This window comes from Azospirillum cavernae (assembly GCF_003590795.1).
Taxonomy (GTDB): domain Bacteria; phylum Pseudomonadota; class Alphaproteobacteria; order Azospirillales; family Azospirillaceae; genus Azospirillum; species Azospirillum cavernae.
This window is the reverse complement of the sequence record NZ_QYUL01000003.1, coordinates 213,498-229,403: the sequence shown is the minus strand read 5'-3', so window position 1 is coordinate 229,403 and position 15,906 is coordinate 213,498. Positions and strand designations below refer to the sequence as shown.

The window sequence follows — 15,906 nt, the reverse complement described above, 5'->3', positions numbered from 1 at the left end:
GTCCGGCTTTTGTCCGGTTCCGGCTTGTCATTCGGCGACCGCCGCCGTTTGCAGCGCCGCCCCGTTGAGGAAGCGGCGCAGCGAGGCCGGTTTCACCGGCTTGTAGATCACCCCGCAGCCGCAGCGTTCCGCCTCCAGCCGCACGGTTTCGGAACGGTCGGCGGTCAGCAGCAGCCCTTTCACCGGACGGTCCCACAGTTCGCGCAACCGTTCCAGCACGGCAAGGCCGGTCAGCCCCTCGGCGACGTGATAATCGACGCAGACCACGTCGGGAAGCGTCTCGCCCATCGCCGCCAACGCCGCCAAAGCCCCCTCGACGTCCGACGCCGTCGCCACCCGGCAGCCCCATTGCCCCAGCAACGCCCGCAGCCCCGCCAGAATCGCCTCTTCATTGTCGATGCACAGCACCAGCAGCCCACCGGCCAGCACCCCGGCGGGCGGGGCCGAGGGACGGTTGAGCGGCATCGGGCGATGCTCCGTCACCGGCACATCCACGGAAAAGCCGGTGCCGCGCCCCAGAGTCGAGCGCACCGTCACCATATGGCCCAACAGGGAGGCGATGCGGTCGACGATGGCCAGCCCCAACCCCAGCCCCTTGTCGGCGGCGGTCCCGCCGCTGGCGGCGGCGCCCAGACGGCGGAACTCCTCGAACACCTCCCGTTGCTTGTTTTCGGGAATGCCGGGGCCACTGTCCCACACCTCGATCCGCAGATGGTCGCCGCGCCGTCGGCAGCCCAGCAGAACCCGGCCCTTGGGCGTGTAGCGGACGGCGTTGGACAGAAAATTCTGCAACACCCGGCGCAGCAATTGCGGATCCGAACGCACCACCGCGCCGGAGCCGACGACGCGCAGGGTCAAGCCGCGCTCCTGCGCCAGGACGGAGAACTCGACGGCCAGCCCGCTCAACAGATCGCCGATGGCGAAGGCGCGGATCTTGGGCCGGACGTTCCCGGCGTCCAGCGACGAAATGTCGAGCAACCCGCCCAACAGCATTTCGGTGGAGCGCAGGGACGCCGCCGCGTTGTCCACCATGCCGCGTTCGGCCTCGCGCTGCGGTCCAGTCGGCAACGGACCGCGCACGCTTTCCTCCAGCGCCGACACGAACAGCCGGGCGGCGTTGAGCGGCTGCAACAGATCATGGCTGGCGGCGGCGAGGAAACGCGTCTTGCTGGCGTTGGCGGCTTCCGCCTCACCCTTGGCCTGTTGCAGCGCCACCGTGCGCTCCCGCACCCGGCGCTCCAGGCTTTCGTTGGCCTCGCGCAGAGCCTCCGCCGCGCGGTAACGCTCGGTCACGTCGGTGTAAGTGGAGACGTAACCGCCCTCCGGCATCGGGTTGCAGGCGATTTCCAGCACGGTCCCGTCCGGGCGGCGGCGTTCGTAGCGGTAGGGCCAGGCCATGGTCGTGGTGTCGCGGTTGACCAGCAGGGCCTTCAGATCCTCCGCGTCATACTCGCCGCGCTCGGTGTTGAAGCGGATCAGCTCGGCGAAGGGCACGCCGACCCGCACCCGGTCGGGCGGCAAATCCAGCAGTTCCAGATAACGGTGATTCCACGCCGCCAACCGAAAATCGGCGTCGATCACGCAAATCCCCTGCCCGACATTCTCCAAGGTGTTCTGAAGCAGTTTGCGGTTGAAGCGCAGCGCCTCCGACGCTTCATCCAGCATCGCCATGGCGTCGCCGCGCGACAGGGCGCGGCCTTGCAACGACGCCGCCATCACCACGCGGGCGGACGCGGCCCCCACCGCTCCGGCGATCAGATTTTCGGTGAAGCGCACGGCGTCCAGATCCGCCGGTCCCGCCCCGCCGCCGCGCCCGACGCCGTAGCCGTCAAAGGCGGCGTTGCCGCGCTCCGGCCCGACGAAGCGGATCGCCAGCGCCCGCAGATCGGCCAGCTTGGCGAGCGAACGGGCCGACGGGCGGCGCTCCTCCTCCTCGCCCTCGTCATAGGCGGCGTCGATGTAGGCGATGGCCTGGGTCCGCTCCACCGCGCTGGGCTTGGCCAGCAGGGAGCCGACCACGAAGGCCAGCAGATTGGCCAGCAGGCTCCACAGGCTGGCGTGGGAAATCGGGTCCAGCCCCTCCAACCCGAACAGCGCTTGGGGCTTCAGCCAAACCAGCCCCCAAGGGCCGTTGTCGAGAAAGGCGTCGGGCACCGGAACGATCCGCGCCATCGACGGGATCAGCAGCGTGTAGACCCACAGCAGAAACCCGGCCCCCAACCCGGCCAGCGCCCCCACCCGGTTGGCGCGCGGCCAATAGAGCGCGCCGAAAAAGGCCGGGCCGAACTGCGCCACCGCGACAAAGGACAGCAGCCCGATGACGGTCAGCGGATAGCCCTTGTCCACCAGCCGGTGCATGACGTAGGCCAGCAGCAGAATGCCGACCACCGACAGCCGCCGCACCAGCAGCAGCGTTCCGACCATGTCGCGGCTGCCGACGCGGGCGGCGAAGCGCGGGCGACTCAACAAAAGCGGCATCACCACGTCGTTGCACAGCATGGTGCTGAGCGAGACCGCCGCGACGATGACCATGCCGGTCGCCGCCGACAGCCCGCCGATGAAGGCCATCAGGCTGAAGGCCCCCGCCTCGGCGGCGATGGGCAGGGTAATCATGAAGGTGTCGGGGTTGATCCGCCCGTCGCCGAACGTCACCAGCCCGGCCACCGCAATCGGAATCATCAGCAGGCTGAGCGCCAGCAGATAGGCCGGGTACATCCAGGCGGCGGCGCGGACATGGCGGGGGTTGTCGTTCTCCACCGTCACGACATGGAACATTTGCGGCAGGCAGAGAAAGGCGATGACCGAAATCACCGTGTTCGACCACCAGGTCGGGTGCAGGAAATCCGGTGTCAGCAGGGCCGCCGCCTGCGGGCGCGTCAGCAAATCGCCGAAACCGTCGAACATGCCAAAGACGATGAACAGCGCCACGGCGAGAAAGGCCGTCAGCTTCACCAGACTTTCAAAGGCGATGGCCAGCATCAGGCCGCGATGATGCTCGCTGGCGTTGATGTGGCGGACGCCGAACAGGATGGTGAAGACCGCCATCGACAAGGCCACGGCAAAGGCCGTGTCGCCCCACACCGGACGGACCCGCCCCGCCTCCTCCAAGGTAGCGGCGGTCAGCACGTCGAAGCTGGCCGCCACCGCCTTCAGTTGCAAGGCGATGTAGGGCAGCACGCCGACCAGCGCCGTCAGCGTCACCAGCGCCGCCACCGCCTGGCTTTTGCCATAACGCGCGCCGATGAAATCGGCGATGGAGGTGACGTTCTGCGCCTTGGTGATGGCGATGGTCTTGGTGAAGATCGGGCGGGCCAACAGCAACAGCAGGGTCGGCCCCAGATAGATCGGCAGGAAATCAACCCCACTGACCGACGCGCGGCCAACCGACCCGTAAAAGCTCCAGCTTGTGTTGTAGATGCCAAGGGTCAGCGCGTAGAACACCGCCGACCAGCGCGATCCCACCGACAGCAGCCCGCCGCCCGACCGACCGGCGGAGCGGCGATCCCCCCACCAGGCGATGGCGAACAGCACGCCCAGATAGGCCGCCGACACGGCCAGCACCAGCCAACTCTGCACGGCGACGTCCCCTTAGCCCTCTTCGAGTCTATGGCTGACCCAACCAACCGCCGGATCTCCACGGCTTACAGACTAAGACAACAGCGGGGGCGGCAACAACGTCCAGCCCCATGAATGCCCAATATTTAGGCGTTTTTGAACCAAGGTAGGGGGCGCGGCTGGTTGGGGCTGCGGAGTAGAACAGCCTCACTCAGGGTCCGGCGCGCATCTCCCACACCGGGAATGGGCAGGCCCGTCCCAGTCGCCGCTGCCGCGACGGTCCAGGCCGGATCCAGGGAAGCGGCCATTCGCGCACCCTCCCTCACGCGTGGATGGCCGCTTCCATATTTTCCACCCCGTCCTCATCACGCCCATTGAAACAAAATTGCGCTTTCGCCATTCTGCATGGGAAAGCGTCGCGCGTGGCGCAATCTGTGGCAAGATGGAGTCCAGAGTGAACCACGCGGGATCACGCCCCCTGCCGGGAGGCTCCCGGAAACGGAAGACGGACACCCAATCAGAATGTTGATCGATGCCTATTTGGGGTTCCGGGTCGGTGACGTCGTGCTTGACCGCGCAGAGCTTGCGGCCGGCACCGCCACCATCAAGGAGATTCACGTCGTTCCGTGCGACTGGGCGCATGGGCTGACCGGCATTGCCGTGATGGAAAACGGCGCCGAGCGGTTCATCGTTCAACTGAAAAAGGTTCGGCCAACCGAAGCGTCGGAAACCGAAACCAACGTCCGCCCGCTGCGCCACCGCGTGCGCTGACCAATGGGGGCGGGAGGCGCGCGCCCTCCCGCCTGTTTCTCCGCCGCCTCGTCCGCCCCCCGACCGCCGCTTGATCCGGCGACCGCGTCGCGCCCGCCGGAAGCTCGCTTGCGCCATAATTTCACAGTATGATATTGCTGTTTATTGGATTTATAATCTATATTGTCAGTAGATATATGCCCGCGTAGCGTCTGGCCCATGGATCGCTCGATCAAGGGGATGGGGTTATGCCGGACACCAATCAGCTTTTCGCGCTCGACCGTTTGGACCCGCAAGTCACCGCCCTGCACGAGCGGATGGGCGCGTTGGGGTTGGCTTCGGCGGATCCCTTGACCATGCCCATCGCCCAGGCCCGCGCGGCGGCGGAGCGCGCCCATGTCTTTTTGAACCAGAACGCGCCCCCCATTCCCGCCCGCGACATCGTCGCCGAGGGGCCGGTCGGACCCTTGCAACTGCGGCTCTACCGCCCGCCGACGACGCAGGACGGCCCGCTGCCGGTGCTGCTCTATTTCCACGGCGGCGGCTTCGCCGTGAACAGCGTTGACACCCACGACCGGCTGTTGCGGCTGCTCGCCCTGCGCAGCGGCGCCGCCGTGGTCGCTGTCGCCTATGGCAAGGCTCCCGAACACCGTTTCCCTCATCAACATGACGAGGCCTTGGCCGCGCTGCGTTGGGTGGCGCGCCATGGCGCCTCCCATGGGCTGGACGGCGAGCGCATCGCCGTCGGCGGCGATTCCGCCGGGGCCAATCTGGCGCTGGGGGTCGCGCTGGCCGCCCGCGCGCCGGGCGAACCGCGCGTGTCCTTCGGCCTGCTGTTCTACGGCATGTTCGCCCATGATTTTCATACGGTGTCGCACCGTCGCTTTGGCGATGGCCGTTATGGCCTGACCACGGCGCGGATGCGCTGGTATTGGGACCAGTATCTCGGCCACGCCGAACCGACCCGCGACCCGCGCGCGGCGCCGCTGCTGGCCGATCTCAAAGGGTTGCCGCCGCTTCTGTTGCTGGCCGCCGGTCTGGATTGCCTGCGCGACGACAGCCTGCGGCTGGCCGAACGGTTGGCGGCGTCCGACGTTCCGTTCGCGTTGTCGGTGTATGAATCCCTGCCCCACTCCTTCGCCAGCATGACCCGGTTGGTCGAGGCGGCGGACGGGGCCGTCACCCGCGCCGCGTTGGCGGTGCGCCAGCATCTGACCGAGGCGTTCGCGCGCGGCGCGCAACCGACCGAAGCTTGACGCGGGCGTCCGCATCACCGACCTTTCCGGAGTTCGGCCGAAACCGCCAGCTCCCAAAGGACCATCGCCATGAAAGCCATCGTCACCGGCCATTCCCGTGGGCTTGGCGCGGCGTTGGCCGCCGCTCTGCTCGACCAGGGCGCCGCCGTTTTGGGATTGGCGCGCTTGGGCAATGAGTCGCTGGCCGGGCGTCTGGAACAGATCGCCGTCGATCTCTCCAACCCCGACGCGGTCGCCGCCTTGACGGCCAAGGGCGGACCGCTCGACCGCTTTCTGGACAATCCCGGCCTTGGCCCGGTTCTGCTCATCAACAACGCCGGGATGGTGGAGCCGATCGGCCCCGCCGGAACGTTGGATCCGGCGGCCATCGCGCGGGCCGTCGCGCTGAACGTCACGGCGCCGTTGATCCTGGCCGACGCCGTCATCGCCGCCACCGACGGCCAGCCCGACCGCCGGGTTTTGCATGTGTCGAGCGGGGCCGGGCGCACCGTCTATACGGGATGGAGCGTCTATGGCGCGACCAAGGCCGCGCTGGACCACCACGCCCGCGCCGTCGCCGCCGACGCGCGGCCCGGTCTGCGCATCGCCAGCGTCGCCCCTGGGGTGGTGGACACCGACATGCAGGCCACCCTGCGCGCCACGCCGGAGGACCGTTTCATCCTGCGAGAGCGATTCGTCTCTCTGAAGGACAGCGGCGCCCTGACCTCGCCAGAGGCTTGCGCCGCCACGATGCTCGCCCACCTGTTGAGTGACGCGTTCGGACGCGACCCCGTCGCCGACGTGCGCAATCTGCCGTAAAGCCTTAGAAAATCACGTTTCAGAACGTCACATGGCCGAGGAAGTCGCGGGTGCGCGGGTCCTCTGGCTGGGTGAAGATCATCTCGGGCGGCCCTTCCTCCACGACGATTCCATGATCGGTGAAGCAAACCTGATCGGCAACCTCGCGGGCGAAGCCCATTTCGTGAGTCACCAGGATGCAGGTGATGCCCTCTTCCGCCAGATCGCGGATGGTCGACAGAACCTCCTTGACCATCACCGGGTCCAGGGCGGCGGTCACTTCGTCGAACAGCATGATGGTCGGCCGCATCGCCAGCGAACGGGCGATCGCCACGCGCTGCTGTTGCCCGCCGGACAGGGCACCGGGGTAGCAATGGGCCTTGTCCAGCAAACGGATTTTGGTGAGCAACGCGACCGCCCGCGCCTCCACCTCCTCCCGGTCCTCTTGCAGAACATGGATCGGCGCCATCATGACGTTTTCCAGCGCCGTTTTGTGGGGAAACAGATTGTATTGCTGGAACACCATGCCGACGCGGCGGCGCAAGGCGAGCTTGTCGAGCGCCGGGTCATGAACCGCAATGCCTTCGACGACGACCGTTCCCGCATCAACCGGGGTCAGCGCGTTGATGCACCGCAAAAGCGTTGATTTCCCGGACCCCGACGGCCCGATCACGCAGGTGACGTCTCCCCGTTTGACCGACAGCGTCACCCCGTTCAGCACCCGCGTCGATCCAAAGCTCTTGCGGACGTTGGCGAGCATGACCGCCGGAGCCGCCGCCGGGCGAGCGGACGCGACGGCGGCTGGGGCCGGGCGTTCGGCGATGGTGTCGAGCATCAACGGACCTCCTCAGAGTTTGACGGCAAACCGGCGCTCCAGGCGGGCGGTCCAGCGGGCGATGGGGTAGCAATAGGCGAAAAAGGCGATCAGCAGCGCCAGATACATCGGCAACAGCAATTCGCTGCGGTTTTCGGCGGACAGGGCGAAACGGGTCAGCGTCATCGCCTCCTCGACCCCGACCACCGACACCAGCGGAGTCGCCATAATCAGCACGGCGTACAGATTCATCCAGGGCGGCAGCATCGGCTTGATCGCCTGCGGCAGGATCACCATCCACAGGGTCTGACGCCGGTTGAAGGCCAGCGCTTCGGCGGAATCCCACTGCGCCGGGGGCAGCGCCTGGACCCCGCCGCGCACGATCTCCGACACGTTGCCCATCACCGGCAGGGCAAGCCCGACCGTGGCCTTGATCCAGGCGGGCATCGCCACCACCAGACCACCCAGCCGCATTTCATAGGGCAGCAGCAGAATGCAATAGAACAGCAGAACCAGCCACGGCGCGTTGCGGAAGAATTGGGTCACGATCTGCGCGGCGTGCCGCAACGGCCAGATCGGCGACATCTGCCCCAGCCCAAGCCCAAGCCCGGCGACGGTGCCAAGCGTCATCGCCACCACGCTGATGAGGATGTTCAGCAGAAACCCCTGCCCGATCAGCGGCGCCCATTTCCACATGGTCGCCAGCAGGCTTGCCGAGCCATCCGCCGCCTGCACCTCGCCAAACAGCACGCTGGCCAGCAGCAGCCCCATCATGCCGACGCCAAAGCGGCCCGAAACCCGAAGAGCGTTCATATCCGCCCCCCCACCGTGCCTAGGCCCGGCACCCGCAACGCCGTCTCCAGCCGACGCAGACCAAAGGACAGCACGCCAACAATGCCGACATAGGCGACCAGCAGAAGATTCATCATCTCCCGCACATTCATGGTGTCCGACCAGACTTGCGCCGAAACATACAGCAGCTCCGGCACGCCAATGGCGTAGGCCAGGGTCGAGGTCTTCACCAGATTGACCAGATTGTTGCTGAGCGCTGGCAGGCAGATGCGCAGCGCCAGCGGCAGGACGACATGACGGTACAAACGCCAACGGCCAAACCCCAACGACTCCGCCGCCTCGATGGTGGAAGCCGGGACCGCCTCGATCCCGGAACGAAAGATCTCAACGTTGAAAGAGCCGCCGAACAGCGACAGAGTGATGACCGCCCAGGCGAATCCATCGAGAAGCGGACGGCTGCTCCCGCCCACCCCTTCCAGGCGCGGCAGCAGATTGCCGACCGCGAAATACAGAAACGACAATTGGATCAACGGCGGGGTGTTGCGGAAAGCATGGACATAGCCATGCACCAGCCGCCGGGCGATGATCGACGAGGTGCCCAACAGCCACGCGCCGATCAACCCGATGACGACGCTGGCGACCACGCTCAACGCCGACAACTCCAACGTGGTCAGCAGACCGGCGAAGAAGCGTTGCCGGTCATAGGAATCATAGAACACCGGCAGATTTATGCCGTGCGCTTGATTCAACCAGGCGAACCATTCCCAAACGCCGTTCATGCCAATCTGCTCCACAACAACGGCTTAGCTTTTCTCGTGCATCGTCTTGAGAAACGGCGACGGCGGGATGCCCCAGTTTTTTTCCAACTCGATCAAGTGACCCGTGCGGTGCCATTCGACGCTCAGCCGCGACAGAAAGGTGGCAAAGGTGCCGTCGCGATTGGCCGCCGACACAGCCATCACCCAGGCCTGTTCGCCAAAGGTCTCCATCGGCATCTCAAAATCCGCCCATTTCGCGCTGTCGCTGACCAGGGTGGACGCGATGAGCGAACTGTCCTGCACGAAGGCGTCGCAATTGCCCGCCAACAGATCGATGTAAGCCTCCGGCACGCCGGGGAAGGCCACGATGATGGCGCCCCAATTTTCCGCAACCGGGCGGTTGTAATAGGCGCCCTGAAGGCCGCAGACCCGCCGTCCGCGCAGATCCTGCCAACGATGGAAGTTCATCGATTTGCGGGCGAGGATGTTGGTGCCGCCCGCGTAATAGGGCGGATCGATCACGGTGGCGGCCTGACGGCGGGCCGGGGTGTCCGACATGGTCGCCAGGATCAGATCGATGCGGCCCTGCCGCAGAAATTCGATGCGGTTGGCGGTGGTGACGGGCACCATTTCCAGGCGGACGCCCAAACGCTTGGCGATCTCGTTCGCCATGTCAATTTCCATGCCGACGAACGCCCCCGATGGGTCGATGAACCCCCAGGGCCGGTAATCGGCCTTCACACCAACAACAAGGACGCCCTTCGCCTGGATCGCCTTGATATCGTCAACCCCCGCTAAAGCCGTCGTGATCGTCAGCAGCAGAAAAAGCAAGGAAGCGGCGATTCTGGAGAGCATGAGGAACCTCTCTCGTATCAAAGATTGGGCGTGATGGCGGTAGCGCGGATCAGGGTAAGCGCCTCATCCCGTGTCAGCAACCCGGCCTGCTCCAGCGAGTCCAGAAAGGGTTGACCCGCCCGGCGCGCGCCCTTCACCAGCTCCGTCGCCTGGACGTAACCGACGCGGGGCAGCAAGGCTGTCGCCACCGCGTCCGACGCCAGCAGATGATCCAGGCAGCGCTGCCGGTTGGCGGTCAACCCCGTCACGCACTGGTCGGTGAACAGAGTGACGCCACGGGTCAGCAAGGCGAAGGATTCAAACAGGCGGCTGGCGATCACCGGGCCAAAGGCGTTGATCTCCAACTGCCCCTGCTGCGCCGCCATGGCGATGCAGGCGTCGTTTCCGGCCACCGCGAAGCCAATCTGCGACAGGGTCATGGGCATGACCGGGTTGATCTTTCCCGGCATGATCGAGGAGCCGGATTGCACCGGCGGCAACGTCACCTCGCCAAAACCGCCGACCGGGCCGGAGGCCAGCAGGCTCAGATCCCCGGCCAGCTTGCCCAGCGCCAGAGCGGCAGTGCGCAGTTCGCCCGACAAGCGGGACAGCGTGTCTGCGTTCTGCATCGCGTCGAACGCGTCGTCCGGCGCGCGCAAAGCGCGCCCGGTCAGTTCGGACAATTCCGCCAGCGCCCGATCCCGAAAGCCGGGCGCCGCGCCGAATCCGGTGCCGATGGCGGTCCCCCCCAAGGGAACCGCGCTCAACCCAGGCAACAGCGCGCCCAATTGCCGCGCCAGACGGCGGACCAGACTGGCGTATCCGCCAAAGGCCTGTCCCAACGTCATCGGCTGGGCGTCCTGCAAGCAGGTCCGGCCCAAACGCAGCGCGTCGGCAAAATCCGCTGCCCGTTCACCCAGCGCGTCCGCCAGCCGGTTCAACGCGACAACCAGCCCGTCGCCATAGGTCCAGGCCGCCAATTGGATGGCGGTCGGCACCACATCGTTGGTGGATTGACAGAGATTGACGTGATCGTTGGGGTGCAGATGCCGGTAATCGCCCGGGCGATGGCCAAGCTGAAGCAGCCCCAGATTGGCCAGAACCTCGTTGACGTTCATGTTCCAGGAGGTGCCGCCGGCCCCCTCCATCAGATCGACGACGAAGGCGTCGCGATGCGCGCCGTCCACCACCGCGCGGCAGGAGTCGATGATCGCCTGGGCCTGATCGGACGCCAGATGACCAAGCGCCCGGTTGCTTCGCGCGGCGGCCTCCTTGACGCGCAACAGAGCGTCCAAAAGAATCGGCTCCTGAGCCAGCCCCCGCCCGGATACCGGAAAATTGCGCACGGCCCGCCATGTGTGGACGCCATAGAGGCGATCGGCGGGCAGAGCGACCTCGCCCAGAGAATCATATTCGATTCTCTTCCCTAATAAATCAGAAATATTTGATGAACTTATCTCAGAATCATCGACCATTCCGTCACCCATAGACCATCCTTCAGAATATTGCTCGCGCAATCATCCGATTAATACCAGAGTATGCGAGCAACACCCGCTTCACAACCGATTTTCTTTTCTTAAAAATTTGCGATCTTTGATTATGAAGTCTTTCTATGTCTCAACCATTCATCAGGCGGGTGGTGGGGTTGGCGAACCTCAAGGCTGGCTCCAAGGCTGTGCGCCACATCGAAGCCATGCACGTCAGACAACTCGGGTGACACACCATCCATTCTTCGCATCGCGCCACCCGTGCTGAAATCATATAGGACGTGCAACAGGCTGCATGGTACTACCTTAAAGACATATGAATAACAATATACTCGCGAGCCTTTCGGGAAATATGCGATCAGGTCCATTTCAGGCGAATTGAACAAGCGTCGGTTGGTCCGTGGTGGCGGTTTCGCCGCCACCGCTCAACAAGGCTCCAAAGCGGGCACTTCAGCGGGGCGGCCCGTTGTTCGGATGGTGTGGGAGGCGGTATGACAGAGCGTGAGAGACGGGAGCGGGACGGCGGGGCCACAGCGTCTCCAGCGCCGCGCTGGATGCCGTCCGATCCTCTCCGCCGGGTCGGCGCCTATCTGACCTCGCACGCCCTGATTGGCGATCTGTCCGGTGGGGCGCTGTCCGGCTTCATCTCCATCACCTATGGATCCTCCTACGCCGCCCTCCTGTTTTCCGGGCCACTGGAGGGCTATCTGCCTTATGGCGTCGCCGTCACCCTCATCACCGCGATTCTGGGCGCCCTGATCGTCAGCCTGATCAGCTCCCTCTATTTCTCCGTCGCCGGTCCCGATTCCAACACGACGTCCGTCCTGTCCATCATGCTGGCCGCTCTGGCGACCCAGCTCAACGAGATGGGGCTGGGCGGCATGGTGCTGCCGCACGTCATGCTGGCGCTGTTCATCAGCACGCTGGCGACCGGGGCGATGCTGTATCTGCTGGGCAGCTTCCGCATGGGGCGCTGGGTGCGATTCGTGCCCTTTCCGGTGATGGGCGGCTTTCTGGCGGCGACCGGCTGGCTGATGACCAGCGGCGCGCTGGGAATCATCGCCAACACGCCCTTGACGCTGGCTGGCCTGCACCGCTTGCTGGATCAAGGGCCATCGCCTCAGTTGCTGGTGGCCATCGCCATGGCGGCGCTGTTTTTCGCCGTGATGAAACGCTCGCGCCATCCGCTGGCCCTGCCGCTGCTGCTGGTCGTCGACATCGCCGCCGTCTACGCCGGTCTCGCTGTGTCCGGCGTCGATCTGGCCACCGCGCGGGCCGATGGCTGGCTGTTCCAGGGCTTGACCGACATCCGCGTCTTTTCCCCCTGGGAGCTGTTGAGCGTCCAGGATCTGCAATGGAAACTTCTGCTGTCCCACGCTGGCGAAATGGCGGCGGTGATGATGGTGGCCGCCATCACCATCCTGCTGTGCGCCACCGGCATGGAGGTCGCCACCGGCCAGGACATGGATCTGGATCGGGAGTTGCGCGGCCATGGGCTGGCCAATCTGGTCACGGCGCTGGCGGGCGGCTATCTGGCCCTGCTGTCGCCGGGGCGCAGCCTGACCATTCTGCGCGCCGGGGCGAAGACGCGGGTCAGCGGGTTGATCGTCGCCGCGCTGTGCGCCGCCGTGCTGTTCGTCGCGCCGACCCTGGTCGGCTATCTGCCCAAGATCGTTCTGGGCGCCTTCCTGCTCTCGCTTGGCGCGACGCTGATGCACGAGTGGCTGGTCGAATCCTGGTCCCGCCTGCTGGTTCGCGAGTATCTGCTCATCATCCTCATCCTGGTGGTGACGATCCTGTTCGGCTTCACCGTCGGAATGCTGGCGGGAATCATCGGCGCCTGTCTGGATTTCGCCATCAATTACAGCCGTGTCGACGTCGTCCAGCATGATCTGAGCGGCGTTGAGTTCCGCAGCACCTTCCAACGGTCGGAGGAGGAACAGACGGTTCTCGACCAGCAGGGCGAGGCGATTCGCGTCATCGTCTTTCGCGGTTTCATCTTCTTTGGCATGGCCAGCCCGTTGTTGGACCGGATTCGCCATGATCTGGCGGTGCGCCACGTCATGCGCTTCCTGATTCTCGACTTCAAAGGCGTCGATGGCGTCGACACCTCGGCGGCGATGACCTTCTTCAAGGTGCGACAAATTGCCCAGCGGGCTGGCGTGGCGGTGGTGTTCACCGGACTTTCCCCGCGAATCCTGCGCGTCCTCAACAGCGCGGGCAGCCTGCGCCTGCAAAAAAAAGACAGTTTTCCCACACTGGACGCCGCGACGGAGTGGGCGGAGGAGCAGATTCTGGCGACCTTCGAGGGGCGGATGGACGACCAGTTCCCGATGCTGAACGAATGGTTGCTGACCGGGCTGGGCGACGGCATCGCCGTGGAGTTCCTGAAAACCTATCTCCAGCCCTTCTATCTGGACAGCGGCGAGTTGCTGTTTCGCCGGGGAACGGCGGCGACGATGCTCTATCTGGTCGATTCAGGCCGCGTGTCGGTGATGGTCGAGGATGAAAACGGCTCGCCCCGCCGCGTCGCCAGTCTGGTCGGCGGCGCCATGGTGGGGGAGGAAGACCTCTACACCTCCGGCACCCACCAGGCGACGGCGATCGCGGAGGTTCCCAGCGTGGTCTACGGCCTGCCGAACGACAGCATGGAACAGCTCAACATCGACCATCCCCGGTTGGCCGCCCGTTTCCACGCCATCATCCTGCGCCTGATGGCCAAACGGCTGCGGCTGTCGCAAAACGAAAGCGCCATGCTGCGCCGGGAAGCCGCCTCCCGCCGCTCCCTGAAACGGGCGTAAACCCTTTCAGTTCAACAGATGCGTGATGCGGTCGATCATCCGCCGCAAATCACGCTTGGCCGTCGTGATCTTGCCCGCCAAAGCCGGAGAGGCGATTTCGGTCGCCAACCAGTCGGGTTCGGCCTCGCGGATGCGGGCCACCACGGTCCGGAACGCCTTGACGACCAGGGGATCGAACAACCGCCCGGACTCCTCCGTCACCCAGGACAGGGCGGCGTCGACCGTCCAGGCCTCGCGATGTTCGCGGTCGGAAATCAGCGCGTCGAACACATCCACGACCGACACGATCCGCCCAGAAATCGGAATGGCGTCGCCAACCAAACGGTACGGATAACCGCTGCCGTCCATCCGTTCATGGTGAGACAGCGCGACTTCCGCCGCGATGGCCAGGATGGAGCGCCCCCGCAGCATGGTCGCGGCGTCGCGCAGGATCTCCCAACCAACAATGGTGTGCTGGCGGATCAATTCGACGGAATCACCATCCAACACCCGCGTGCTGTGCATCACCTGATCGGGCACCACCATCATGCCGATGTCGGCCAAAACGCTGGCGACGCCGACCTTGGCCACCAGATCCTCGTCCAGCTCCTCAGGGTGAAAGGACCGTTGCAGCATCTCGCGCGCGGTTTCGCTGACCAACCGCTCGATTCGCTTGTGATGCCCCTGGATCAGGTTCTTCTTGTATTCGGCCACCCGCGCCAAAGCGAACACCGCCGCCTTTTGCGAGGCGTTCAACTCGTCGATCAGCATCATGTTGCTGAAGGCCGTGGTCGCCTTGGTGCGGAAGATTTCGATCATTTGCCGTTCCATCGCGCTGAGGCCAAGCGCCCCATCGATGAAGGCGACCGCCATCACCTCGTAGCGTGTCTTGATGGCGAAGGCGAAATGCTCGTTGGTCTGCACCGTGCGGCCGTTTTGGAAGACCTCGCGCACGGCAGAGACGATGCGCGGATCCTCAATGGCCGCAATGGTTTGGTTGCGCAGCGCGGAAAAGCGCCCGGACGCGGCGCGGATGCGCGCCACATCGTCTTTGGGCGCGCTGTCGCCGACGACGAACAACAGCGAATCCTGAACAATGTTGAACAGGCTGTTGATCTGCAACAAAAGATTGAAATAAAAATGATGGGAGGACCGCAGCTCGAATATCCCGGCGGTCGACACCATCACCCGCGCCATTCCCTTTTGGCTGCTGTCCTGCGCGATCATCGACGCGTGCAGGCGGATCCCCGACAACACGGCGCCATACAGGCGATCCGTCGCCATAGGGGCCGTCACGACATACCCGTCGATGGCGGTCGCCTCGAACGCGGCGCGCTCAGGCCATTGATCGGGATCGCGGGTGCACAAGACGACGCGGGGCCGCAGGCCCGGACCAGCCCAGGTCGCCGTCGCTTTGTCCATATGCTCGATCAGGCGCTGCACGGCCGCCGGTCCGTCCAGTCCGACATCCATCAGGACCACGGCGATGTCCGGGTGCTGGCCGAACAGGGCCGTCGCCTCCCGCGCGGAAAAGGCGGACAGACACTCAACCCCCCGCCCGTCGTGACGCAGGCTGGCCAGACAACGGCCAACGGCGTCGTGCTGATCCGGCTGAGAATCGGCGATCAGCACCTTCCAGGACGGGATCGGCGCGCCGATCTGGGCGTTGCTTCCATCGTGACTCTGAGACTGCTTCATGGCTGATGACCTGCTGAAACCGGATGGCGCCTCGGCCCATGGCCGGACGCACCATACTAAAAACGACGGACCCGGTCTATGATGGACAATTTTTTAGATCGGCAAGTCGAATCAAGCCTATTGCTGGCGGCAATCAATCCCATAGAAATAATCTTATAAATTGATTCTCTCAGCGGGCGCTCTATCGAGCACACCGCTTGGCGACCGCCGCTTCCTGACATTATGAATTGCTAAACTTCCCTTTGCTTTTGCAAAGAACCACTCCGCTATGCGCGCTTCCAGAAAAAATCAACATTAATTTCATTTATGAAATATTCATGTATTTGCAAACAACTCAAAAGTATATCAAGAAGGACTTAAAACCCACGCCCCGATAGCCGCCGCATACCATAGTATACATTTTAA

11 protein-coding genes are annotated in these 15,906 nt (G+C 64.6%); 4 read left to right on the top strand and 7 right to left on the bottom strand.

The window, feature by feature from the left end; translation table 11 throughout:
- Window positions 1–27: 27 nt before the first annotated feature.
- Window positions 28–3,576: a hybrid sensor histidine kinase/response regulator gene (locus tag D3877_RS20960; protein WP_119832738.1), complete on the bottom strand. Its 3,549-nt coding sequence runs from the start codon at window positions 3,574–3,576 to the stop codon at window positions 28–30.
- 501 nt (window positions 3,577–4,077) lie between these two features.
- On the opposite strand from D3877_RS20960, the gene D3877_RS20955 reads away from it, so the two are divergent.
- The 3 genes from D3877_RS20955 (at window position 4,078) to D3877_RS20945 (ending at window position 6,359) form a co-directional block, all read left to right on the top strand.
- Complete coding sequence (locus tag D3877_RS20955) at window positions 4,078–4,326, top strand: hypothetical protein (protein WP_119832737.1); 249 nt, start codon at window positions 4,078–4,080, stop codon at window positions 4,324–4,326.
- A 227-nt stretch (window positions 4,327–4,553) separates the two neighbouring features.
- On the top strand, window positions 4,554–5,561 hold the full coding sequence (locus tag D3877_RS20950; RefSeq protein WP_119832736.1) for an alpha/beta hydrolase: 1,008 nt from the start codon (window positions 4,554–4,556) through the stop codon (window positions 5,559–5,561).
- A gap of 69 nt (window positions 5,562–5,630) precedes the next feature.
- Window positions 5,631–6,359 (top strand): SDR family oxidoreductase, encoded by a 729-nt coding sequence (locus D3877_RS20945; RefSeq protein ID WP_119832735.1) that lies wholly within the window; start codon window positions 5,631–5,633, stop codon window positions 6,357–6,359.
- Window positions 6,360–6,378: 19 nt separating this feature from the next.
- On the opposite strand, the gene D3877_RS20940 is transcribed toward D3877_RS20945, so the two are convergent.
- The 5 genes from D3877_RS20940 to D3877_RS20920 are packed head-to-tail and all read right to left on the bottom strand — an operon-like array spanning window position 6,379 to window position 11,011.
- A complete protein-coding gene (locus D3877_RS20940) occupies window positions 6,379–7,173 on the bottom strand; it encodes an amino acid ABC transporter ATP-binding protein (protein WP_119832734.1) in 795 nt (264 codons plus the stop codon).
- Between the two features lie 12 nt (window positions 7,174–7,185).
- Window positions 7,186–7,965, bottom strand: a complete 780-nt coding sequence (locus tag D3877_RS20935; protein WP_238475009.1) for an amino acid ABC transporter permease — start codon at window positions 7,963–7,965, stop codon at window positions 7,186–7,188.
- Window positions 7,962–8,723, bottom strand: a complete 762-nt coding sequence (locus D3877_RS20930; RefSeq protein ID WP_119833124.1) for an amino acid ABC transporter permease — start codon at window positions 8,721–8,723, stop codon at window positions 7,962–7,964. Before D3877_RS20930 ends, D3877_RS20935 begins: the two co-directional genes overlap by 4 nt.
- A 24-nt stretch (window positions 8,724–8,747) precedes the next feature.
- The gene (locus tag D3877_RS20925) at window positions 8,748–9,557 is read right to left on the bottom strand and encodes a transporter substrate-binding domain-containing protein (protein ID WP_119832733.1); all 810 of its coding nucleotides are present in this window, start codon (window positions 9,555–9,557) and stop codon (window positions 8,748–8,750) included.
- A 17-nt stretch (window positions 9,558–9,574) separates the two neighbouring features.
- Window positions 9,575–11,011: an aspartate ammonia-lyase gene (locus D3877_RS20920; RefSeq protein ID WP_119832732.1), complete on the bottom strand. Its 1,437-nt coding sequence runs from the start codon at window positions 11,009–11,011 to the stop codon at window positions 9,575–9,577.
- 566 nt (window positions 11,012–11,577) lie between these two features.
- Here D3877_RS20920 and D3877_RS20915 point away from each other — a divergent pair.
- A complete protein-coding gene (locus tag D3877_RS20915; RefSeq protein WP_158599958.1) occupies window positions 11,578–13,824 on the top strand; it encodes a SulP family inorganic anion transporter in 2,247 nt (748 codons plus the stop codon).
- 6 nt (window positions 13,825–13,830) lie between these two features.
- On the opposite strand, the gene D3877_RS20910 is transcribed toward D3877_RS20915, so the two are convergent.
- The gene (locus D3877_RS20910) at window positions 13,831–15,501 is read right to left on the bottom strand and encodes a response regulator (RefSeq protein WP_119832730.1); all 1,671 of its coding nucleotides are present in this window, start codon (window positions 15,499–15,501) and stop codon (window positions 13,831–13,833) included.
- Window positions 15,502–15,906: the final 405 nt, after the last annotated feature.